This is a genomic window from Kitasatospora sp. NPDC018619 (genome assembly GCF_044391605.1).
Taxonomy (GTDB): domain Bacteria; phylum Actinomycetota; class Actinomycetes; order Streptomycetales; family Streptomycetaceae; genus Kitasatospora.
Map to the genome: position 1 here is coordinate 192,326 of NZ_JBISAI010000002.1, position 22,755 is coordinate 215,080.

Below are 22,755 nucleotides of genomic sequence, written 5' to 3' on the forward strand. Positions count from 1 at the left end.
CGGCAGGAACGGCAGCAGGAGCGGCGGTAGGACCCGTGACAGGAACCGTGGAGCCCGAACAGGAGCGGAGCACTGTGGCAGTCGAGCACGGCGGGAGCACCGACGGGCCCGGGAGCACGCGCTCCAGCGTGTCCGGGGCCTCCGCCCGGGACGTGGTCCAGGCCAGGGACGTCAGCGGGGGCATCCACTTCCATGGTGCGCACGGCGGACCTGCCGGCTCCGACCGGCCGAACGCCGTCCCGACCCCGCGCCAACTCCCGTCCGACGTACGCGGATTCGTCAACCGTACAAGCGAACTCCACCAACTGGACGCCGCCTTGGCCGACGAGGAGCAACCCCCGTCCGCCGCCGCGTCCGTGGTCGTCATCGCTGGTACCGCCGGCGCCGGGAAGACCTCGCTCGCCCTGCACTGGGCCCACCGGGCCCGCCACCGCTTCCCCGACGGCCAGTTGTACGTCAACCTCCGCGGCTACGACCCGGGCCGCCCCGTCAGCGCGCAGGAAGCGCTCCACCGCTTCCTCACCTCGCTTGGCGTCAGTGGCCAGTCCGTCCCCCACGAAATCGATGCGGCCGCCGCCCTCTACCGCTCCCTCCTCGCCGAGCGCCGCGTCCTGGTCGTCCTCGACAATGCCGCCAGCGCGCACCAGGTCCGCCCGCTCCTGCCCGGCAGCGCCGGATGCCTCGTCCTGGTCACCAGCCGCAGCCGACTGTCCGGCCTCGCGGTACGCGACGGCGCCCGCCGACTGACCCTGCGGACCCTGCCCGAAGCCGAGGCCGTCGCCCTGCTGCGCGCCGTCACCGCGGGGTACCGGCCCCAGGACGACCCGGCGAAGCTCGTCGAACTGGCCCGCCGGTGCGCCCGGTTGCCGCTGGCCCTGCGCATCGCGGCCGAACGTGCCGCCAGCCTGCCGCACATGGGGTTGGACGATCTGATCGACGAGTTGCGCGACGAATCCGCCCTCTGGGACGCCCTCAGCGTGGGAGACGACGAGGACGTCGACGCCGTCCGTACCGTCTTCGCCTGGTCCTACCGCGCCCTGCCCGACCAGGTCGCCCGCCTGTTCCGGCTGCTCGGTCTGCACCCCGGCCCCGAGTTCGGGCTCCACGCCGCGGCAGCCCTCGCCGACCTGCCCCCCAACCGCACCCGGCAGTTGCTCGACTCCCTGGTCGGCGCCCACCTCGTCGAACAGAGCGCACCGGACCGCTACCAGTTCCACGACCTCCTGCGCGCCTACGCCACCGACCAGGCCCAGCAGCAGGAGTCGCCCGCACAGCGGCAGGCCGCGCTGCGCCGCGTCCTCGACTGGTACCTGCACACCGCCGACGCCGCCCAGCGGTGGCTGCGGCCGGCCGAGGCCCGGCTGCCGCTGGACCCCGTGTCCGACGGGGTACGACCGGCGGCCTTCACCGACTACAACGCCGCGGTGGACTGGTCCGAACGCGAACGCGCCAACCTCCTCCAGGCCGTCCGCACGGCCTCCGTGGCGGGCGAGGACCGGCGGACCTGGCACCTGGCCGCCGTCCTATGGAACGCCCAGGCCCCCTCCGCCCCGGGCGCGGACTGGCCGGTGGCGGGCCGGCTCGGGCTGGCGGCCGCCGAACGCCTCGGCGACGACACCGCCCGCGTCCTGCTGCTCACGGACCTCGGCATGGCGCACACCCGGATCAACGCCCTCGACGAGAGCCTGGAGCACCACCGGAGCGCACGGGAGCTGTGGCGCGCACTCGGCGACCGGCTCAACGAGGCGCACTCGCTGAACCTGATCGGCCTGGTCCACCTGCACCGGCGGCAACTGGACGACGCGGCAGAGCACTTTGAGCAGGCGCTCAACGCGTTCCGGTCATTGGGCGAGGACCACTGGGAGGCGACCGCGCTCGCCAACCTCGCCGGCGCCCACTACCGCGCCGGACTCCTGCCGCAGGCCGAGACCGCCGTCGGCCGGGCGCTGGAAGTCCACCGCGCACGGAAGAACCAGCGGGGCGAGGGGAACGCCCTGCGCCTGTTGAGCGACATCCGGCGCGAGGGCGGAGACCAGGCCGGCGCACTGGCCTCGGCGCACGCCGCACTCGACATCGCCCTGAACCTGCGCGACCACCGCCTGGAAGGCTTCTGGCTCCTCACCCTCGGCGACGCCCAGCGCGCGGACGGGCAGCTCGCCGAAGCCCTCGACTCCTACCAGCGCGCCGCCGTCCTCCACCGCCGCCTCGGCGACCGCAGCCGCGAAGCCCTCGCCTGGCAGGGCACGGGCGAGACCTATCGCGCCCTCGACCGCGCCCCGGACGCCGCCGCCTTCCTCCGCCGCGCCGCCGCCACCCACCACGCCCTCGGCGACGCCTGGCACGAGGCCCTCGCCCTCGACGCCTTGGCGGCGGCACTGTCCACCGACGACCCGCGGACGGCGCGGCAGCACCGGGCGGAGGCGCTCACCCTGCTCGCGGGGTACCAGGACCTGCGGGCGGCCGGCGTGCGGGACCGCATCGCCCGCCTGCTCGCGGCGGGCTGACGGCGGTTTGGACCGTTCCGGAGGGCGGTCTCTGGGACGGCGTCATGACCGGCGGGCTGTCGACCTCCTCGAGGCAGGACTCGGTCCATGCCGGGAGAAGCTGGAGTACCTGACGGAACAGTCGTCCGAGGTGGCTGAGTTCGCCTTCGATGCGGGTCGGTCAGCCCGTCGGCCTCCTAACGAACGGATGTGCTGAGTCAGACGGCTACCGGGCTGCTCGCGTGGGGTGTGCTGGGGGGCGAGGCACAGTTGACCTCCGCGCGTGCAACGGAGCCGCAGGAACCGGCTCAGCCGTTGCTCGCGAGCGGCTAACCCCCGGCAGGTGCGGGGGGAGTCGGCCCTGCGGGTCACCCGATCGACCACGGCCGGCTGACTCCGCAAGCGTGGGAGAAGGCAGAACGGACGGAGACCTGGGATCCGCACACGGCTGACTTCCGCTGGTGCGGGGAGGAGGACGTCGGAGCACCCCATCGGCGCGAACGCGTCGGCTGACCCCTGCGGGTGCGGGGAGGACAACTCGCCCTCCGCCCGGACCCGCGTGATCGACGGCTGACCCCCGCGGGTGCGGGGAGGACTACTGGGGCAGCAACGGCCCCGGCGCGCTGACCGGCTGTCCCCCGGGGGTGCGGGGAGGAGCCGGCCGTCACCACCCCCGGGTCCGTCCTCGGCGGCTGACCCCCGCGGGTGCGGGGAGGAGGGCCACCACCTCGGAGCCGGACGCACCGACGGCGGCTGACGCCCGCGGGTGCGGGGAGGAGGAGCCCTCGCCCCCCAACGCGGCAGGCGGGATGCGGCTGACCCCCGGGGGTGCGGGGAGGAGCATCGCCGAGCAGGTCCGCCGCACCAACCCGGACGGCTGACCCCCGCGGGTGCGGGGAGGAGCGCGGCGGTGCCCCGGAACCCTCGTTGAAGGGCGGCTGACCCCCGCAGGTGCGGGGAGGAGCCTGGAACGGGTAAGTCGTTGTTCGCCCTCAATGGCTGACCCCCGCGGGTGCGGGGAGGAGGTGCGGCAGTCGATCGACGCGGGGAACGACTTCGGCTGACCCCCGCGGGTGCGGGGAGGAGGACCGTGGTGGGCTGGGCTTTCGGCCTGGTGGCGGCTGACCCCCGCGGGTGCGGGGAGGAGTGGACCGCTGGCGACCTCTACCACACCGAGTCCGGCTGACCCCCGCGGGTGCGGGGAGGAGGTGGATCCGGCCGACATCGTGTACTGGTCGGCCGGCTGACCCCCGCGGGTGCGGGGAGGAGGGACGGAGGGACGGAAGGGTCGTTCGCAGTCTCGGCTGACCCCCGCGGGTGCGGGGAGGAGGGGCGTGCGGCCGGCGCGCCGGCGGGTCCGGGCGGCTGACCCCCGCGGGTGCGGGGAGGAGGCGGCCATGGAGAAGATCTTCCCCACCATCGCCGGCTGACCCCCGCGGGTGCGGGGAGGAGGTCGCCGCCTTGACCTTCTTCTCCACGCGGTGCGGCTGACCCCCGCGGGTGCGGGGAGGAGTCGAACCCGGCCGCCCACAGCGCTTGGTCGACCGGCTGACCCCCGCGGGTGCGGGGAGGAGCGCTCGGGGCCGGTGCGTTCGGAGAGCACGGTCGGCTGACCCCCGCGGGTGCGGGGAGGAGCGGCTCGCCGCCGGGGAGACCGTCGAACTGACCGGCTGACCCCCGCGGGTGCGGGGAGGAGGCTTCGTGACCTGCGGCGCAGCGGTGGCTTTGCCGTTGCTTGACCAGCCGGGACACGGCGGCGTCGGACTGTGGGGATGTCAAGGAGCCTCCGAATGATGTCACGTCCGCGGGCCGGCCGCGTGGGCTCCGGTGTCGTCCCCGTCGCGGCACTGTGCCCTCGGTGGCGAAGGCCGGGTGCGGTCCCGGGCTGGCAGTAGCCCAAAGGGTCCATCGTACGCGGAAGTTGTCGTCGCTGCCGGGTCCCGGAATCGTTATGCGAGGCGCCCGTCGAGGCCTCCGGCCCTGCTGGCCTCGGGGGATGCGCCCAAGGAGCCGCCGCCCTGCTCGGGTGCTCTGCCGCCGGTCAACCGTCGGCCGTGCCGGGCTGTCAGTGGTAGCTGATAGAGCTTCAGTCATGACTGACAGCACGCTCATTGGCGCGCCCGACCATCCCGGTCCGGATGTTCGCCTGTGGGGCAAGAGCGACGGCTTGCCCGGGCCCTACCCCGTGATCTGCCACCTGCTGGACACGGCGGCGGCTGCGGGTGCGCTGTGGGATGCCGTCCTGGGCGAGCGCGTGCGGGCGCGGATCGCCGGGGTGGTGGGGGCCTCGGAGGGTGAGGCGCGGGCGATGGTGGTGCTGTGGGCGGGGTTGCACGACATCGGGAAGATCTCGCTCCACTTCCAGCAGCAGGTTCCCGCGGCGTTCGCCGAACTGCGGGGGGATCCGAAGTACGCGGAGGACAACCCGGCCGCGAGGCGCAGCGCCTTCCTGCGGCACGAGACGGCGACGCACTGGGGGCTGGTCGAGTTCTTCAAACAGTGCGGCTATCCGCTCCGCAGGCCGGTGCGGCAGTCGCCGGCCCACCAGATCGCCCAGCTCCTCGGTGGGCACCACGGCTGCTTCGCCGAGCCGTTGCTGGCCAAGCACGTCGTCAACCCCTCTGGCTACCAGCCCGGTCTCGGGACCGCGGAGGGGTGGCGGCAGCAGCGGCTCGCCCACGCGCACGCGGTCCGCCGGGTGGTCGGGGACGAGAAGGCGCTGGAGTCCCTGCTGCCCGGGGAGTTGGCGGTGGTGGTCGCGGGGCTCGTCGTGGTGGCCGACTGGCTGGCCAGCCCGGTCGACGTCATCGAGCCGCGGATGCCGGCGGAGGGCTGGAAGGCCGGAGACGCGGATCTCGCCGACCACTTCCGGGTGGCCTGCGCCGCCGCGCCGGGGTGGGTGCGGGCGGCGGGGCTCGGCCGGGCGGTCTTTCCGGACAAGCCGTTCGAAGGGCAGTTCCCGTTCGCCCCGAACAAGCTCCAGGCCGACGTCGCCGAGCACCTGCCCGTCGAGGTGGACGGCCCGGGGCTGTTGTTGGTCACGGCGCCTACGGGGGACGGCAAGACCGAGACCGCCCTGCACGCCACGTCCGTGATGGCACGGGCGGCCGGGGCTGCCGGGGTCTACTTCGCGCTGCCGACGATGGCCACGGCGGACGCGATGTTCACCCGGGTCCGCAGGTTCGCGGAGGCCAACGTCGAGGGGGATCGGGCGCTCACCCTGCTGCACAGCATGGCCTGGCTGAGCCCGGACTACGCCCCTGCACAGGAGTTGTCGGACGGGACGGCCGTGCTCGCGGACACCGAGGCCGGCCGGTGGCTGCGCACCGGGCGGCGCGGTCTGTTCGCGCCGCTCGCCAACGGCACCGTCGACCAGGCGCTCACCGGGGTGCTGCCCGTCCGCTACGGGTTCCTCCGGCTGTTCGGCCTGTCGAACAAGGTGTTGGTGGTGGATGAGGCGCACGCCTACGGCCCCTGGATGCACAGCCTGCTGGTACGGCTGCTGGAGTGGCTCGGCGCGTTCGGAGCCCCGGTGGTGCTGCTGTCGGCGACGCTGACCGGAGCGGCGGCCTCGTCACTCGTCGACGCCTACCGCCGCGGTGCCGGCTTCAGGGAACCCGGCGCCGTCGAGCCCCGCTACCCCGGGTGGCTCTTCGTGAGCGCGGAGGACGGCAGGGTGTCCGAGCCCCGCGAGGTCGGCAGCAGCCGGGCCCGCACCCTGCGGGTGGAGACCCGCCAGGTGCGCTGGGACGTCCGGGAGGCAGACGGCGCGGCGGAGCAGGGACGGCCGGGACGGCGTGCGGCACTGCGTGAGATCCTCGCGCCGGTCGCGGCCGAGGGCGGCTGCGTGCTCGTCTGCTGCACGACCGTGGACGAGGCCCAGCGGACCTACCGCTACCTGCGGTCCGTGCTGCCCGAAGTAGCGGCCCGTGCGGGAGGGTTGCGGTTGTTGCACTCCCGGTTCCCCGCGCACGAGCGGCAGCGCATCACCGCCGAGTGCGAGTCCGCCTACGGGAAGCCGGCCGACGAAGCGGCGGCGGCCGCGCCGCGCGCGGGCTCGATCCTGGTGGCCACCCAGATCGTCGAGCAGTCCCTCGATCTGGACTTCGACCTCATCGTCTCCGATCTCGCCCCGCTCGCGCAGTTGCTTCAGCGGGCCGGCCGCGGCAAGCGCCACGAGCGTTCCGACCGTCCGGCGTGGACGGGCCGGCCCACCGAGCCGCGCATGATCGTGTTGGAGCCGCTCGACGACAACGGCGAGGTGGTGGCGCCCCGTTCCTGGGGCACCGTCTACGACGCCTCCCTGCTGCGCCGCACGAGTCTGTTGCTCCGTCAGCAGGCCGGGGGCGCGATCGAGGTGCCCGGGGACGTCCAGCGGCTCGTGGACGAGGTGTACGCCGAGGACTTCGGCGCGGGCTTGGGCAAGGCCGCGGCGCAGGAGCTTCGACGGATGGACGCCGAGCGCATCGCCTCGGCGGCCGCCGAGGCGCAGCTCGCCGGCCTGACCGGCATCGGTTCGCCCTACGACGTCCGCGACGACCTGTCCCCCCTCAGCGACCGCGGGCTCGGCATCACCGAGGACCTGCTCACCACCCGGCTGGGCGCCGACAGCGGGCGGGCGGTGTGCGTCTTCGAACGGGAGGACGGGCGGTGGAGCCTCGCCCCGGACCGCCATGTACCGCTGCCCCCGGCCAAGGCCGCACCGACGAGGGACGACATCGCGCTGATCATGCGGCACAGCGTGCCGCTGCCCGGGCGCTGGCTCCTCGGGCGCACCGACGACGACGCCGTTCCGAGGGGCTGGCGCGACCGGCCCCTGCTGGCGGACCTCGTCCTGCTGCGCTTCCGCTGGGACGGCGAACGCTGGACGGCCCGACTGGCGGAGCGGCGGATCGAGTACTCGAACGTGGGAATTTCGGAGAACTGACGTCATAAGCACCGTACTTGGCGATACCTTGGCAGTGCTGCATCCAGGCGGGGGGAAAGTCCGCCCGGATGCAGTGGGACCCCCGCCTGCGCGGGGAACCGGACCACCTGCACGGCTCTTCCTAAGCGCCGTACGGTTCACCCCCGCTCGTGCGCGGGGACGGGGCAAAGCCTACCCATCCTGTGATCATCCGCACCTGCCTCGCCGGAGGCCGCATGACATCCGCACCACCTGCCTACAACCTCTTCGACGAAGCCTGGATCCCCGTCCGATGGGGTCCGCCTCCGGGAGGGGCCGACGACGAAACGGACCGGGAGGCGTCCCACCCGCCGGCGGTGGGCCTGAGCGAACTCCTGCTGCGCGCACACGAGATCGAGCGGATCGCGATCGAGATCCCGCCGGTGCTGTCCGCGCTCTACCGCGTCCTGTACGCCGTGACCGCCCGGATGACCGGGCTCGATCAGGCCTGCCTCGACGAGTCCGGCCCCGCCGACTGGCCGAGTCGGCGCCTCGCGCTGGTCGATGAGGGCCGGTTCGACCCGGAGCGGGTCGCGGCGTACACGGCGCACCACCGCGACCGCTTCGACCTGTTCGACGCCTCGCGACCCTTCCTCCAGGATCCCCGGCTGAGCGAGCAGTGCGATCCGGCGAACACAGCCGGAGTCGACAAGCTCGTCACCACCCGCCCCTCCGGCAACAACCACTCCTGGTTCCAGCACGTCAACAGCGCCGCACCCGAACTCCCCACCCCGGCCCAGGCCGTCCTGCACCTGCTGGTGTGGCACTACTACGGACCCTCCGGACGCTGTTCCAGCCGGACCGTCGGCGACGTCAGGGACGCGGGAAGCAAGGCCGGCCCGCTGCGCAGCACGCTCTCCTACCACCCGGAGGGGGAGACGCTCTTCGAGACGCTCCTGGCCGGGCTCCCCGAACCCGGCCAGGACGTCCGCCGCGGCACCGACCTCTGCCCGTGGGAGTGGGAGGCGCTGCCTGACCCGCTCGCCGCCCCGCCGCCCCTGACGGGGCCGTGTGCGGAGCTCACCGCCCGTTCGCAGCACGCGCTGCTGCTCGTGCCGGACGACACCGGCACGTTCGTCAAGGACGCGTTCATCACCTGGGCCTACCGCGACAAGATCTCCCGCGAGGGCGATCCGTACCTGATCTGGCAGACCAGCAGACAGGGCAACACCTACCCGCGGCCCGCCGATTCGCACCGCGCCCTGTGGCGGGACCTGGACGCACTGCTGCTGGAGGACCCGGCCGGCAGCGCGAAGCCCCGGCGTCCCACCGTGTTCAGGACGGCCCTGGACGTCTCGGAGGACCTGCGGGTGCACGCGCTCGGGTTCGAGCAGGACGGGCAGGCCAAGGACATCCAGTTCGTCGATGCCCTGACACCGCCCGTACTCGGTCTCGCGAAGGAGGAGGAACTCACGATCGCCGTCGAGATCGGCCGCCTGCGCGTGTGGGGTGAGCGGTACGGCGAGCGCCTCGACCGGGCCGTCAAGAAGGCCTGGACCGCCTTCACCGAGGCGCCCAAGATCCGCGACTGCACGTGGGCCGTCGACGCGGCGGCCCACTACTGGCCCGCCGCCGAGGCCGAGTTCTGGAAGCGTCTCGGCGAACGCGACTTCGACGGTGCCGCCGCGGCCTTCCGCATCCTCGCGGAGCGGGCCTACGACACCGTCACCCACGGCGCCCTGGGGACCAACCGCGGAGCCAAGGCCTGCATCAGGGCCCGCGTCGAGCTGTTCGGCGGGCCGGTGAAGTCCCCCGCCAGGAGCGGCGGCACCGCGAGCCGTACCACGAGCACGGAGGACACGTGAGCAACACCACTGCCATCCCGGGCCCGGCCAGGCCCGGGGACGACACGGTGCGACCGGCGAAGGAGTCCGCCCTGGTCCCCTCGCTGGGGCGGGCCCGGGCGTTCGCCGCGAGGATCGACCAGCGCAGCCACGACGACCCCGGGGTACGCGCCGCGCTGCGACGCGGCGTGGGCAAGGACCTGGACGCCGTGCCGTTCATGCACCGCTTCGTGGCCTCCTGGCTGAACGACGAGCAGGCGCGCAGCCGCGACGTCCAACGCGCGTTCTACACCGTCGCGTCGCTGATCGCGGCGCAGCGCCGGGACCAGTACGCCGCCGCGAAGGCGGAGGCGTCGAAGAAGGGCACCGCGCCGAAGGAGGGTGGGACGGCGGAGGGCGAGACGGCGGAGGGCGCCGAGGCGGTGCCGGTCGTCCCCGGCGATCCGACCGAGGTCGTGGAGGGCACGGACCCGGCCAGCGCGAAGCGGATCCCGTCGCGCAGCCTCGGCCGGGCCTTCGCCGACGGCGTACTCAAGGGGGGCCAGGGAGGCGGCCTGCGCGAGTCCTCGGCCGAGACCCGCCTCAACCTGCTGACCCGCCAGAGCGTCGACGGGCTGCACCGCCACCTGCCCGGGGCCGTCCGCCAACTCCGCGGCAGCGACGTGGAGATCGACTGGGCCCGGCTCCTCATCGACCTCTGCCAGTGGCGGCGCCGCTCCGGCGCCGTCAAACGGACCTGGCTCCAGGACTACCACCGGGCCCTGCAGGAGGACGGCGAGCGCCGGGCCCGGGAGCGGGACGACAACGACACCGCCGACGACGCCGACGACGGTACCGACCCGCAAGCCTGACCGCGGTCCCGACTCCGTACCCACGAACCCGACACCCCAAGGAGCAGAGCATGCCCGGCCCCGACCGCACCACCGCCCGATTCCTCGACATCCACGTCGTCCAGAGCGTCCCGTTCGCCAACCTCAACCGGGACGACAACAACTCCGTCAAGACGGTCCGCTACGGCGACACCGAGCGCACCCGGGTCAGCAGCCAGTCCTGGAAGCGCGCCGTCCGCGAGTACTTCCAGGACAGCTTTGGCGAGCGGGCCCTGCGCACCCGCCGCATCGGCGCCCGCGTCACCCGCCTCCTCGAGGAGGAGCACGGCTGGCCCACCGGTCTGGCCCAGCGGGCGGGCCAGCACGTCGCGGCCGGCAGCAGCATCAAGTTCGAGACGGACAAGGACTCGCCCGTCATCACCACCAACGCCATGGTGTACGTGCCCGAGACCGCCGTCGCCGAACTCGCCGCCCTCGCCGAGGAACACCGTGCCGAGCTCGAAGGCGCGAAGGACATCAGGAAGGCCGTCGACAAGAGCGTCCTGCCCAAGGAGGCCGTCGACGCGATCCTCCGCAGTCGCAACGGCGTCATCAACCTCTTCGGCCGGATGCTCGCAGAGGTCGACGACGCCGGGGTGGACGGCGCCGTGCAGGTCGCCCACGCCCTCACCACCCACGGCACCGACGTCGAGTTGGACTACTTCTCAGCCGTCGACGACGTCACCTCCGCCTGGGGCGACACCACCGGCAGCGCCCACATGGGCCACGCCGAGTTCAGCGCCGGAGTCTTCTACCGCTACGCCACCGTCGACCTCGCCGACCTCGAAGCCAACCTCGGCGGTGACCGCGGAGCCGCCCGCGAGCTGGCCGCCGGCTTCGCCGAGGCCTTCATCCTCTCCCTCCCGCGCGCGAAGAAGACCGCCACCGCCCCCCACACCATCCCCGACCTGGCCCACATCGCCGTCCGCAGCGACCGGCCGCTCTCCTACGCCGCCGCCTTCGAACAGCCCGTCCCCTCCCACGAGAGCGGCGGCTACGGCCCCGCCTCCCGAGCCGCCCTCGCCCGCTACGCCACCGCCGCCAACAGGCTCCTCGGTCGGCGCGGCGCCGTCGCCGCCGCCTGGGCCGGCCTGGAGGACAAGGACCTCGACGGCCTCGGCACCCGGATCGACTCCTTCCCGCAGCTCATCGAGACCGCCGTCGACGCGGCCTTCGGCACCGTCCCCGCCGGGGCCGGCGTATGAGCCCCGTCACCACGGAAGCCCGGGGACTGCTGCTGCGCTTCGCCGCGCCGCTGCAGTCCTGGGGCGAGAACAGCAGGTTCAACGAACGCGACACCGCCCGCTTCCCTACCCGCTCCGGCGTCATCGGCCTGCTCGCCGCCGCCCTGGGCAGGAAGCGGGACGAGGCGATCGGCCCCCTCGCCACCCTCTCGCTGACCGTCCGCACCGACCGCCCCGGCGTCGTCCTGCGCGACCTGCACACCGTCGGTGGCGGCCTGCCCGCCGCCCGTACGGTCACCACCGCCGAGGGGAAGAAGCGCTCAGGGGCCACCGCCACCCTTCTGTCCCACCGCTACTACCTCGCCGACGCCGCCTTCACCGCAGTCGTCACGGCTGCCCCCGATCACCTGGAGGAGTGGGCGCAGGCGCTGCGGAACCCGCACTGGCCCCCGTACCTCGGGCGCCGCTCCTGCCCGCCGGAAGGCCCGCTGCTGCTCGGTCTCGTCGACGACCCGCTGCACCACCTCGTCCACCTGCCGATCGCCCGCCCGGCCCCCAGCGGCGCCAGGGACGTCGACGTCGTCTTCCACGGGGACCAGCCGCTCGACCGCCTCGGAGACCACCCCCAGGCCGGGAACGACGACGGCAGCGCCCCGGCCGGAGAGGTCACCGACGACCCGCTCGACTTCCACCCCCGGCGGCGGTCCTACCGCGCCCGCCCGCGCTACCAGCGCACCCTCACCCTGCCCGCCGACCGCTGCCGGGGCCTGGCCGCCGGCTACCTGAGCGCCGTCGGCGACTACCTCGACCAGCACACCACCCGCCCCGAAAGCATCCCCGCATGACCCTCTGGCTGACCCGCATCACCCCGGACCCGCGCAGCCGTGACGCCCGCCGCGACACCTCGGGCGCCGTCGACCTGCACCACCGCCTGATGTCGCTGTTCCCCGACCACGTCGCCGACGACGAGCCGCGTCGCCGACTCGGCGTGCTCTTCCGCACCGAGTCCACCGCCGCCGGTGACCGGATCCTCCTGCAGAGCGCCCGCCGGCCCGACCTCGACCGGCTCCCCGCCGGATACGGCCAGGCCGTGACCAAGCCGCTCGCCCCGCTCCTCGACGCCCTCCGGCCCGGACTGCACATCCGCTACCGCATCGCCGCCAACCCCATCCGCCGGCCCACCCGGACCACCCGCGAGCTCTACCGGCTCAAGGCCGTCGTCCCGCTCCGGGGCACGGCAGCCGACGAGTGGTGGGCCCGCCAGGCCGAATCCTCCGGCCTGGCCGTCGGCACCCTCCACTCCAGCCCGCTCGAAGCCGCGAAGGGCAACCGGCGAAGCGACCAGCGGCCCGTCCGGCACGACCGCGTCCTGTTCGAGGGCACCGCCGTCATCACCGACGCCGACCGCCTGCGCACCCGCCTCACCGAAGGCATCGGCAAGGGCAAGGCCTACGGCTGCGGCCTGCTGAGCATCGCCCCGCAACGGGGGCCGCAGTGACCGGCCGCCGCCCCGACCCCGGCTGGGCCCGGCGCAAACTGGCCGCCCCCACTGTCGCGATGCTGCCCCGGATCGCGGACTCCCTCTCCTTCCTCTACCTCGACATCGTCCGCGTCGTCCAGGACGACACCGGGGTCTGCGCCGAAGTCACCAGCCCCCACCGCGGCACCGAGACCGTCTACCTCCCCACCGCGGCCCTCGGCTGCGTCCTGCTCGGCCCCGGGACCTCCATCACCGCCCGGGCCCTGTCCACCCTCGCCCGGCACGGCACCACCGTCGTCATCGCCGGGTCCGGTGGCGTCCGCTGCTACGCCGCCACCGTGCCGGAATCCCTCACCACCACCTGGCTCGAACGCCAGGCCCGTGCCTGGGCGGACGACAGCTCCCGGCTGGCCGTCGCCACCGCCATGTACGAGCAGCGCTTCGGCGGCGGCACCGCCCCGGCCGGCAGCGGCCTCGCGCAGCTGCGCGGCCTGGAGGGCCAGCGGGTCAAGGCCCACTACCGCCTGCTCGCCCAGCAGCACCGCATCGGCCGGTTCCGCCGCAACTACGACCCGAACTCCTGGGACCAGCAGGACCCTGTCAACCTCGCGCTGTCGGCCGCCAACACCTGCCTCTACGGCATCGTCCACGCGGCCGTCCTCGCCCTCGGCTGCTCACCGGCCCTCGGGTTCGTCCACAGCGGCAACCAGCAGGCCTTCGTCTACGACATCGCCGACCTGTACAAGGCCGAACTCACCATCCCGCTCGCCTTCTCCCTGCACGCCTCGCCCCAACCGGAAGCCGACGCCCGGCGCGGTTTCCGCGACGGGCTGCGCCTGTTCCGCCTGCTGCCGCGCATCGTGACCGACATCCAGCGGCTGCTCGCCCCGGACCAGGACATCGCCGTCCCCGATCCCGAGGAGCAGCTCGTCGACCTCTGGGACCCGGTCTCCGGCGCGATCCCGGGCGGGGTCAACTACGCGGGGGAGGAGCTGCTGTGAGGACTCGCCGTTCCGCGCCGCCGCGGCCCGTCGGGGAGCGCCGATGGCAGCCATGACCGTCCTGTCCGCCACGGCCGTCCCCGACCACGTACGCGGCGCCCTCACCCGCTGGCTCATCGAGGTCACCCCGCAGCTGTACGTCGGCACCATCTCCGCCAAGGTCCGCGAGGAACTCTGGCAGGCCGTCAGCGGCTGCGTCGGCAGCGGCGTGGCGGTGCTGGTCCACGCCGCGGCCAACGAACAGGGCTTCGAGCTCCGGACAGCGGGTGAGCAGCGACGGAAGCCGGTGGACTTCGACGGGCTGACCCTGGTCGCGATGACCGCCGTCCAGCCCGCGGCCCACGGCGGGGAGGCCGCAGGACCGTAGGCGCGCCACAGTCCGGGACGACGGGCGGGGAACGGACGGGTCCCGGCGGCACGGTCGGCCGGGGACGACGAGCCGCGCCCGGCGAACAGCGCCGCGCGCGGCCCAAGGCCGACTGGGCCCGCGGGGTGCGGGGAGGGCCCGGCGGCAATGCGCGGCACCTTCCCCGGCTCCGGCTGACCCCCGCGGGTGCGGGGAGGGCATGCCGGCCTAGCGCGGCCACTCGGCGGTCTGCGGCTGACCCCCGCGGGTGCGGGGAGGACAGCCCGTACCGCAACGCCCTGGTGGCGACCAGCGCCTGACCCCCGCGGGTGCGGAGAGGACGCGCGCCTTCGCGTCGGTGAGCAGCTGCTCGGCGGCTGACCCCCGCGGGTGCGGGGAGGACGGCCACCGCCGCCCTGCATGACCCCGCAGGACGGCTGACCCCCGCGGGTGCGGGGAGGACGGACGGCAAGACCGCTGGCCTGTGGTGGTGCGACGGCTGACCCCCGCGGGTGCGGGGAGGACTGCTCTTCGTAGGTGTCGTGCCACTCGTCGGGCGGCTGACCCCCGCGGGTGCGGGGAGGACGTGACCACCACCGCAACCGACCGTGCTGCCCGCGGCTGACCCCCGCGGGTGCGAGGAGGACGAAGTCTTCGATCTCCGTGCCGATCTCGGCGGCGGCTGACCCCCGCGGGTGCGGGGAGGACTCCTTGAGCTCGGCCCGGCGAGCGCGCAGCTCCGGCTGACCCCCGCGGGTGCGGGGAGGACGCGACCTGGGCCGACCTCGACGCCAACCCCGGCGGTTGTCCCCCGCGGGTGCGGGGAGGACGATCCGGCACCGCTCTCCGGGCAGTCCGCGATCGGCTGACCCCCGCGGGTGCGGGGAGGACGCCGCAACGCCCGAGGAGTTCGCGGAACTCGCCGGCTGACCCCCGCGGGTGCGGGGAGGACCTCAACAACGCCCCCGACACCGTGGGCCGGCTCGGCTGACCCCCGTGGGTGCGGGGAGGACCTCGTAGATCCCCTCCGCGCCTCGTCGGCCCGCGGCTGACCCCCGCGGGTGCGGGGAGGACTCCTTGGTCAGGAGATCGGCGAGCAAGGGGGACGGCTGACCCCCGCGGGTGCGGGGAGGACGCCGTGAACGCCGTGAACGCCGCCCTAGACCGCGGCTGACCCCCGCGGGTGCGGGGAGGACCGTCGGCGGCCCGGCCGGCAACAGGGCGAGGACGGCTGACCCCCCCCGGGTGCGGGGAGGACCGGCTCTCGGCCTCCATGATCTCCTCGTCGGTCGGCTGACCCCCGCGGGTGCGGGGAGGACTGCTGGAGGCTGCTCGCTGGACGCTCCAGGTGCGGCTGACCCCCGCGGGTGCGGGGAGGACGCGGTCCGCGACAACCTGGAGGTGGGCATCTGCGGCTGACCCCCGCGGGTGCGGGGAGGACGGCGGTGGTGGGTGTGGCGCTCATGGGCGGTCCGGCTGACCCCCGCGGGTGCGGGGAGGACACGAGCCCATCGCCGGTCCCCCGGAAACACCCCGGCTGACCCCCGCGGGTGCGGGGAGGACCTGGTGGACGGGCCCCTTGGTACTACTACGGACGGCTGACCCCCGCGGGTGCGGGGAGGACGGGCCAGGAGAGGGGTCGTCTGATTTTCCGTGCGGCTGACCCCCGCGGGTGCGGGGAGGACCCGGGGCGCGCGGGCCTGAGCCTGTTCGACGGCGGCTGACCCCCGCGGGTGCGGGGAGGACCACCCCGGCAGCCTGCGACGCCTCGATTGCCGCGGCTGACCCCCGCGGGTGTGGGGAGGACGCGCAGCTGGGCGTGACAACGTGCACCGCCACCGGCTGACCCCCGCGGGTGCGGGGAGGACGCTGATCCCGGTGAACGGAACGCAGTACACGCCGGCTGACCCCCGCGGGTGCGGGGAGGACACGAACCCGTTGCTCGCCAAGCGCCCGGTCGCCGGCTGACCCCCGCGGGTGCGGGGAGGACCATCAAGGTATCCGCAGAAGACGCCACCAACGCGGCTGACCCCCGCGGGTGCGGGGAGGACGGCCTGTACCTGGTCAACCGGCTCGCCCGCCGCGGCTGACCCCCGCGGGTGCGGGGAGGACGTACAAGCCGAGGACGAAACTCATGATGCAGGAGGCTGACCCCCGCGGGTGCGGGGAGGACCTCACCACCGAAGCCGCGGCCGCCGCCCGCAACGGCTGACCCCCGCGGGTGCGGGGAGGACGAACCCGTGCGCCGGCCCCGCCTTCTCGACCTCGGCTGACCCCCGCGGGTGCGGGGAGGACTCTTCCTGACCTGCGGTGCAGCGGTGGCTTTGCTGTTTCTTGACTATCGCGCAGCCGGTGCTGGGGTGGATGTCGGGCGAGGTGTTGAGTTGCCAAGGAGCGTCCGCACATCGTGCCATGGGCGGCTCGGGGGTGGCCATCCGGTGCTCGTGTCCGAGGGTCAGCTCGCGTGTCGGGGACTGCAGTTGGTGGGGCCGGGCCTGCGGGTGGCCGCAGGGCGGGGTGCGGGGTGGCGTGGCGGGGCGGTGGGCGGGGGGAGCGTCGCTGGTGGTCACCGGGTCGTTGCGGTGGGCGCCCGGTGAGGGTGGCGGCGCCGGGCGGGTGCTGGGGCCGATCAGCCCGACGGACGTGACAGGAGAAGCCCCCATGGCCGTACCCACCGTTCTCGACCGGAGCGCCACCGGTTGCAGCCTTGAGCACGCGTACTGGATGGCGAAGGCCGCCGACCTCGCGTACAAGGACGAGGCCACGATCGAGCGGCAGGCCCGCGCCTGGGGCTTCGGGGCGGTGCGCCACCACCGGACGACCTTCACCCCGCCGTTCCCGTTGCAGGACACCCAGGCCTACACGATGGCCGCCGACGACATGATCGTCACTGCCTTCCGCGGCACCGAGCCCGCGCAGATCCGGGACTGGCTGACCGACACCACCACCCCGCCGTGGCTCTGGAGTCGGTCTTCCCCGACGTCGCCAAGGCCCTCGCCGACCTGCGGACCGGTGACCAGAGCGTGTGGTTCACCAGGCCACAGCCTCGGCGGCGCCCTCGCCATGCTCGCCGCCGCCCGGCTGGACCTGGAGGACCCGCGGCTGGCGGCCGACGGCGTCTACACCTTCGGCCAGCCGCGGACCTGCGACCGGCTGCTCGCCGCCGCCTACGACAAGGGCCTGGCGGGGCGCACCTACCGCTTCGTCCACGGCAACGACATCGTGCCCGAGATGCCGCCGGAGCCGGCCTTCACACACGTCCAGGCGCTGCGCCACATCGACTCGGCGGGTCGGGTCCGGGAGAAGGCCGGGCTGGTCTCCGGGCTGACCGACCGTGCGAAGGGCCTGGGCGCGGCGGCGTTCGCCCCGGACGGCGAGGGCGTCCGCGACCACATGATGCGCAGCTACCTCGCCGCCCTGGAGAAGGCCCTGGCCTGATCGGCTCGGGACGGGGGCGAGCCCGGTGATCTTGGACGGATAGGCTGCCGTGATGTCAGGTCCTCGCGGTGAGGACGGTGCTGATGGGATCGGTGGTGTACGGACATGATGGGACCGGCGCATTCGCTGTCGGGTGCGGCCGCGTGGCTGGGGGTGGGCGCGGTGGCGGCCGGGATGGGGGAGCCGATGCCCTGGCCGGTCCTGCTCGCGGGGGCGCTGATCTGCGCGGGCGCGGCGCTGGCGCCGGACCTGGACCACAAGGCGGCGACGATATCCCGGGCGTTCGGGCCGGTGTCCCGGGTGCTCTGCGAGGTGATCGACAACCTCTCGCACGCGGTGTACAAGGCCACCAGGGGCAAGGGCGACCCGCGCCGCTCGGGCGGCCACCGGACGCTGACGCACACCTGGCTCTGGGCGGTGCTGTGCGGGGCGGGCGCCGCGGCGGTGGCCGGCTTCGGCGGGCGCTGGGGCGTGCTGGTGGTGCTGTTCGTGCACATGGTGCTGGCGATCGAGGGCCTGTTGTGGCGGCACGCCAGGGTCTCCAGTGACGTCCTGGTGTGGCTGCTGGGGGCGACCAGCGCGTGGATGCTCGCGGAGGTCCTCGACAAGCCCGGCAACGGCTCGCAGTGGCTGTTCGAGGAGCCCGGGCAGCAGTACCTCTGGATCGGGCTGCCGATCGCGCTCGGCGCGCTGGTGCACTGCCTCGGCGACGCGCTGACCGTCTCGGGCTGCCCGGTGCTGTGGCCGATCCCGATCGGGCGGCGGCGCTGGTACCCGGTCGGACCGCCGAAGGCCATGCGGTTCCGGGCCGGCAGCTGGGTGGAGATCAAGGTGCTGACGCCGGTGTTCCTGGGGGCCGGCGGGGTGTGCGCGGCGGGGGCGCTCGGCTTCCTCGGCAACGGCTGAGGGAGAGGGAGAGGGGAGGGAGACGGGGGAAGAGGGGCGAGGAGGAAGAGGGGCGGAGGGGCGCGGGGTCTCGCTCAGCGGGCCGCGAGCAGGCCGTCCACCAGGGCGCCGAGGCCGTCGCGGTAGGTGTCCGGGGCGGTGAGCGGCGCCCAGCGGTCGGCGAGTGCGGCCAGGCGGGGGAGCCGGTCCGGGTCGAGGCCGGCGAAGACCTGCTGCCGGTGGGTGGGGCGCTCGTCGTCGGCGGGGCGGCGGGCCGCCGCGGCGCGGACCATGATCTCGCCGGCGGTGTAGTACCAGACCGCGCGGTAGCCCTGGACGGCCCGTTCCGGCGACAGGCCGCAGGCGAGCAGGCCGTCGACGATCTGCTCGACGAACCACAGTGAGTGGGCGGACATCAGGCTGTCCCCGGTCGGCACCTCCACGATCCACGGGCAGGCGGCGAGCGCCTCGTGGATGGCGGTCGCGGCGGCGAGGACCCGCTCGCGCGGCTCGGCCGGCAGGGCGGTGGGGCGCAGCGCCCGCTCGGCGTAGTCGTCCAGCAGCAGGACGAGCAGTTCCTCCTTGTCGCGGACGTGGTGGTAGAGGGCCATCGGCGTGCTGCCGACCTCGGTGGCCAGCCGGCGCATGGTCAGCCGTCCGACGCCCTCCTCGTCCACGATCCGGCGGGCCGTGGCGACGACCTCCTCCCGGGAGATGCGGGGAGGCCGGCGACCTGATGTCGATCACCCTGCGCACGGGCACCCGGCTGACCAGCGGCGACGGCCCCCCGGCCCCGACCGCGCCCCGGCCGCGGACGACAGCCCTCCGACGCCCCTCAGCCGGCCACGGCGATCCGCGCCAGCAGCCCGGCCAGCTCCCCCGGCATGGACAGGAACGGGGCGTGGCTGCTGGGCAGTCGGTGGACGGTGTCGGCGCGGGAGGCGAGCTCCCGCTGGTCGGTCGGCACGAGGGCCTGGTCCTGCTCGCAGACCACGTAGCTGGAGGGCACCGTACGCCAGCCCGCCGTCGTCACCGGATCGGAGAAGGAGCGGGCGCTCTGCGGGGTCAGCCGGGCCGCGGCGCGTTCGGCGTCGGCGGCGGGCACGTCGGCGTAGTGCAGCCGACGGACGTCGGGGCTCGGCGCGATCCGGCCGGAGGGGGCGTGCGGTGCCGGGTTGCCCAGGAAGGAGGCCACGCTCTCGCCCGCGTCCAGTTGGAAGGCGGCGAGGTACACGGCCCGCACCACGTTGGCGGCGCCCGCGATCGCCTCGGTGGCGGGGGCGCCGCCGTAGGAGTGGGAGACCACCACCACCGGGCCGTCGATCCGTCGCAGCCGGTCGCGGATCTCGGCGGCGTCCTGCGCCAGGCCCACCGGACGGGCGGCGCTGGGCAGGTCCACGGCGTGGGAGCGCCAGCCGTCGGCGGCCAGGGCGGCGCGCACCGGGTCCCAACACCAGGAGCCGTGCCAGGCGCCGTGGACCAGCAGGAAGTCGGGGCGGTCGGGGGTGGCGGTCATGCGCGGGGCCTCCGTCGTGCCGGGTGCGGGCGGACGTACCCGACCGAGTATCCGGGGGGAACGTGACGGCCGTGTGTCGCCGGGCGCGTCGCCGGTTGCGGGTCGCCGGGTCTGTCGCCGGTCGGCCGTGGGCGTGGTGCCGTTCGGTCACGGGTGGTCAGGGCAGCAGGTGCACCCGCTCCCGCCGGGCGGCGGGCCCGGCGGCCGACGCGTTCCCGGTCAGGCCGTGGCGCTCCGCCAGCACGCCCGCCTGGAACCGGCTGTCGGCGCCCAGCGAGCTGTAGAGGCCGGCGATGTGCCGCCGGCAGTTGCGCAGCGAGAGGCCGAGCCGGCGGGCGATGACCTCGTCCTTCAGCCCGTCGGCGAGCAGCCGCAGGATCGTCGCCCGCAGCTCGTCGGAGACGGCGCGGGCGGCGGCCGGGCCGCTGCGGAAGGCCTCGCCCTGGTGCCAGAGCGTCTCGAAGGAGTCGGCCAGGTGGGCCACCACCGAGGGCTGTTCCACCAGCACCAGCCCGTCGGGCCGCCCCCGCTCCGGCAGGAAGGCGCTCTCCCGGTCGACGACCAGCAGCGGGCCGCAGCTCTCCCCGGTGGTCCGCACCTCGGCGCCGGAGCGTTCCGCGGCGCGGGCCTGGCGCTGGGTGGGCAGGTGGAAGCGTGCGGGGTGCTGGTGGACGATCCGGACCCTCAGGGTCCGGTCGGTGCGCGGCAGTTCGGCCAGGACGAGATCGGCCAGCGCGGCCGCCGTCGGGTCGCCGCCGGGGCAGCAGAGGAAGACCTCCCGGCGGGCCCGCTGCAGCCGGTCGCCGACCACCGCCCGCACGGGGCCCGGGTCCGGCGGCAGCTGCGGCCGCCCGGCGGGCGCGTCGGCCCCCGGCAGCCCGTGGACCGCGTGCGCGGCCGTCCAGGACCGGTCGGCCCACCGCGGACGGGCGGTCGGCCCGGGGGCGGTCCGCACCGGCGCGGGCCGCCCGCCGCGGACGGCCCAGTCGTGGAAGGTGACGGTGCCGTCGCCCGGCCCGTCGGCGGTGGCAGCCCGTACGGCGGGGCCGGCGGGGCCGGCGGAGGCAGGGGGGACGGCGGGGCCCGGGACGGAGCCCGGTGGGGCTCCCGGTGTGCGCGGCGTGAACGCCAGGCGGACGGTTCCACGTTCTTTCATGACAGCCCTCTTGACAGCTGGTGGCAGTCGACGGTCACCGCCGGCGGCCGGTCGGCCCCGGAGCGGTTGTTCGATCGTCGTCACCGGCGGCGGCGACCGCCAGGGGATCAGGGGGACAGGAAGATGTTGGCCGACTGAGGAGGGGTGGATGAATCCGGTGAATGCGGACACGGTCCGGTCGTCGGGGCGGGAGGCCCTGCTCGATCGCGAGGCGCGGTCGGTCTACGAGTGGGCCGTGCGGCACCGGCAGGTCGAGCCCGCCGACCTGGCGCGGATCTCCGCCGACCTCGGGCTCGGCGAGGCGCGCTGCCGGGCGGCCGTCGACCGGCTGGCCGCGCTGTGCCTGCTGGTCCGCCGCCCGGGAGCCGGCCCGGGGTGCTTCGTGGCGGTCGGCCCGGAGTCGGCGGCCGCCCGGCTGACCGGACGGGAGGAGGCGCGGCTGCGCATCGCGGAGGCCGAGCTGGGCCGCCGTCAGGCGGCACTGGCCGGGCTGCGGGCCGAGGTGGCCTCGCTGGAGCCGGTCTACCGGGCGCAGGGCGGTGACGCGGAGGGCTCGCTGCGCCTGCTGGAGGACGCCCACGCGGCCGGTTCGGCGCTCGGCTCGGTGGTGGACGCGGCCAAGGAGGAGGTGCTGACCGTCCGGCCGGGCGGCGGGCACCCGCAGGCGGCCCTCACCGAGGCGCTGCCCCGCGACCTGGCCGTGCTGGAGCGGGGCGTACGGCTGCGGAGCCTGTACCAGCACCCGACCCGGTTCGACCCGCCCACCCGGGCCTACGCGGAGCGGGTCATCGCCGCGGGGGCGGAGGTGCGGACCCGCGCCGAGGTGCCGGCCCGGCTGGTCGTGGTGGACCGGACCACGGCCTTCGTGCCGGCCCGGCTCGCCACCGGAGGGGCGCTGCTGGTCCGGGAGCCGTCCCTGGTGGCGTACTTCGTCGGGCTGTTCGAGCACGAGTGGAGCCAGGCGGTGCCCTACGACACCGCTCCGCGGGCGGCCCGGACGGTCTCCCGGGAGGTCGAGGAGGTGATCGCGGTGCTGCTCGCCGCGGGGGAGAAGGACGACACGATCGCCCGGCGGCTGGGCATGTCGACCCGGACCTGCCGGCGCCACATCGCCGAGCTGCTGGCGCGGCTGGGCGCGCAGAGCCGGTTCCAGGCGGGGGTGCTGGCCGAGCGCGCCGGGCTCACCGTCCCGGCGGACGCCACCGCTCCCTGCTGAGGGCCGGCCGCCCGGCGGGTGGGCACGGCAGGAGGCCCGGGAGCGACGGACGGGGCCCCGGGAGCGACGGCCCCCGGACAGGGAGCGACGGAAGGGGCCCGGGCGCGGGGGCCCCTGGGGCCGAACGACCGACGGAGGCCCGCCGGGTGGTCCCGGCGGGCCTGCGCGTCGGTGGCCGGAGGGTTACTCCGCCGCCTCCACCGGGGCGCCGACCGGCAGGTGCACGTCGGTGCTCCAGTGGCTGTACGGGACGGCCGCGTCGTCCTGGGCGGCGTCGAGCGCCTGGAGGGAGAGGATCGTCGACATCAGCGACCGGCCTCCTCGGAGACGGGCGCCTCGACGCGGTAGTGGGCGAAGCTGCTCCAGTGGCTGTTGGGCTCGACGGCACCGGTGCCGGCCTCGCTCTGGAGCCCCTGGAGGGCCAGGATCTGGGTCATGGTCGTTCCTTTCCG

The 22,755-nt window shown here is 74.7% G+C and carries 16 protein-coding genes, 1 pseudogene and 2 CRISPR repeat arrays; of the genes and pseudogenes, 12 read left to right on the top strand and 5 right to left on the bottom strand.

The window, feature by feature from the left end; all coding sequences use genetic code 11:
- Positions 1 to 74: 74 nt before the first annotated feature.
- The 11 genes and pseudogenes from ACH5AR_RS03440 (at position 75) to ACH5AR_RS03490 (ending at position 18,436) form a co-directional block, all read left to right on the top strand.
- On the top strand, positions 75 to 2,504 hold the full coding sequence (locus tag ACH5AR_RS03440; protein ID WP_396299703.1) for an ATP-binding protein: 2,430 nt from the start codon (positions 75 to 77) through the stop codon (positions 2,502 to 2,504).
- A gap of 424 nt (positions 2,505 to 2,928) precedes the next feature.
- Positions 2,929 to 4,179: direct repeats of the CRISPR family, unit length 29 nt; unit sequence CGGCTGACCCCCGCGGGTGCGGGGAGGAG.
- Positions 4,180 to 4,575: 396 nt separating this feature from the next.
- Entirely contained in the window at positions 4,576 to 7,410 is a 2,835-nt protein-coding gene (gene cas3, locus ACH5AR_RS03445) for a CRISPR-associated helicase Cas3' (protein ID WP_396299704.1), read from the top strand.
- A gap of 215 nt (positions 7,411 to 7,625) precedes the next feature.
- Positions 7,626 to 9,233 (top strand): type I-E CRISPR-associated protein Cse1/CasA, encoded by a 1,608-nt coding sequence (gene casA, locus ACH5AR_RS03450; protein WP_396299705.1) that lies wholly within the window; start codon positions 7,626 to 7,628, stop codon positions 9,231 to 9,233.
- Positions 9,230 to 10,063, top strand: coding sequence for a type I-E CRISPR-associated protein Cse2/CasB (casB, locus tag ACH5AR_RS03455; protein ID WP_396299706.1), 834 nt, complete (start codon positions 9,230 to 9,232; stop codon positions 10,061 to 10,063). The genes casA and casB overlap by 4 nt, the downstream gene beginning before the upstream one ends.
- A 50-nt stretch (positions 10,064 to 10,113) precedes the next feature.
- Positions 10,114 to 11,286: a type I-E CRISPR-associated protein Cas7/Cse4/CasC gene (cas7e, locus tag ACH5AR_RS03460; RefSeq protein ID WP_396299707.1), complete on the top strand. Its 1,173-nt coding sequence runs from the start codon at positions 10,114 to 10,116 to the stop codon at positions 11,284 to 11,286.
- Complete coding sequence (gene cas5e, locus ACH5AR_RS03465) at positions 11,283 to 12,110, top strand: type I-E CRISPR-associated protein Cas5/CasD (RefSeq protein ID WP_396299708.1); 828 nt, start codon at positions 11,283 to 11,285, stop codon at positions 12,108 to 12,110. Before cas7e ends, cas5e begins: the two co-directional genes overlap by 4 nt.
- Positions 12,107 to 12,763: a type I-E CRISPR-associated protein Cas6/Cse3/CasE gene (cas6e, locus tag ACH5AR_RS03470; protein WP_396299709.1), complete on the top strand. Its 657-nt coding sequence runs from the start codon at positions 12,107 to 12,109 to the stop codon at positions 12,761 to 12,763. The genes cas5e and cas6e overlap by 4 nt, the downstream gene beginning before the upstream one ends.
- 59 nt (positions 12,764 to 12,822) lie before the next feature.
- Positions 12,823 to 13,746 carry a type I-E CRISPR-associated endonuclease Cas1e gene (gene cas1e / locus ACH5AR_RS03475; RefSeq protein WP_396299972.1) on the top strand — a complete coding sequence of 308 codons (924 nt, stop codon included), beginning with the start codon at positions 12,823 to 12,825 and terminating at the stop codon, positions 13,744 to 13,746.
- Positions 13,747 to 13,789: 43 nt separating this feature from the next.
- Complete coding sequence (cas2e, locus tag ACH5AR_RS03480; RefSeq protein WP_396299710.1) at positions 13,790 to 14,113, top strand: type I-E CRISPR-associated endoribonuclease Cas2e; 324 nt, start codon at positions 13,790 to 13,792, stop codon at positions 14,111 to 14,113.
- A 109-nt stretch (positions 14,114 to 14,222) separates the two neighbouring features.
- Positions 14,223 to 16,387: a CRISPR direct-repeat array (repeat unit 29 nt; unit sequence CGGCTGACCCCCGCGGGTGCGGGGAGGAC).
- A gap of 366 nt (positions 16,388 to 16,753) precedes the next feature.
- Positions 16,754 to 17,530, top strand: a pseudogene (locus tag ACH5AR_RS03485) (lipase family protein).
- A gap of 105 nt (positions 17,531 to 17,635) precedes the next feature.
- Entirely contained in the window at positions 17,636 to 18,436 is an 801-nt protein-coding gene (locus ACH5AR_RS03490) for a metal-dependent hydrolase (RefSeq protein ID WP_396299711.1), read from the top strand.
- Between the two features lie 74 nt (positions 18,437 to 18,510).
- Here the strand turns inward: ACH5AR_RS03490 and ACH5AR_RS03495 are convergent, their stop codons facing one another.
- The 3 genes from ACH5AR_RS03495 to ACH5AR_RS03505 all read right to left on the bottom strand — a co-directional run bounded on the left by ACH5AR_RS03495 (position 18,511) and on the right by ACH5AR_RS03505 (position 21,087).
- Complete coding sequence (locus ACH5AR_RS03495; RefSeq protein WP_396299973.1) at positions 18,511 to 19,131, bottom strand: TetR/AcrR family transcriptional regulator; 621 nt, start codon at positions 19,129 to 19,131, stop codon at positions 18,511 to 18,513.
- 119 nt (positions 19,132 to 19,250) lie between these two features.
- The gene (locus ACH5AR_RS03500; RefSeq protein WP_396299712.1) at positions 19,251 to 19,931 is read right to left on the bottom strand and encodes an alpha/beta fold hydrolase; all 681 of its coding nucleotides are present in this window, start codon (positions 19,929 to 19,931) and stop codon (positions 19,251 to 19,253) included.
- 157 nt (positions 19,932 to 20,088) lie between these two features.
- Complete coding sequence (locus ACH5AR_RS03505; protein ID WP_396299713.1) at positions 20,089 to 21,087, bottom strand: LuxR C-terminal-related transcriptional regulator; 999 nt, start codon at positions 21,085 to 21,087, stop codon at positions 20,089 to 20,091.
- Between the two features lie 148 nt (positions 21,088 to 21,235).
- On the opposite strand from ACH5AR_RS03505, the gene ACH5AR_RS03510 reads away from it, so the two are divergent.
- Entirely contained in the window at positions 21,236 to 22,303 is a 1,068-nt protein-coding gene (locus ACH5AR_RS03510; RefSeq protein WP_396299714.1) for a LuxR C-terminal-related transcriptional regulator, read from the top strand.
- 183 nt (positions 22,304 to 22,486) lie between these two features.
- Here ACH5AR_RS03510 and ACH5AR_RS03515 read toward each other — a convergent pair whose 3' ends face one another.
- A complete protein-coding gene (locus ACH5AR_RS03515; protein ID WP_396299715.1) occupies positions 22,487 to 22,609 on the bottom strand; it encodes a hypothetical protein in 123 nt (40 codons plus the stop codon).
- Positions 22,609 to 22,740 (bottom strand): hypothetical protein, encoded by a 132-nt coding sequence (locus ACH5AR_RS03520; protein WP_396299716.1) that lies wholly within the window; start codon positions 22,738 to 22,740, stop codon positions 22,609 to 22,611. The genes ACH5AR_RS03515 and ACH5AR_RS03520 overlap by 1 nt, the downstream gene beginning before the upstream one ends.
- Positions 22,741 to 22,755 lie beyond the last annotated feature (15 nt).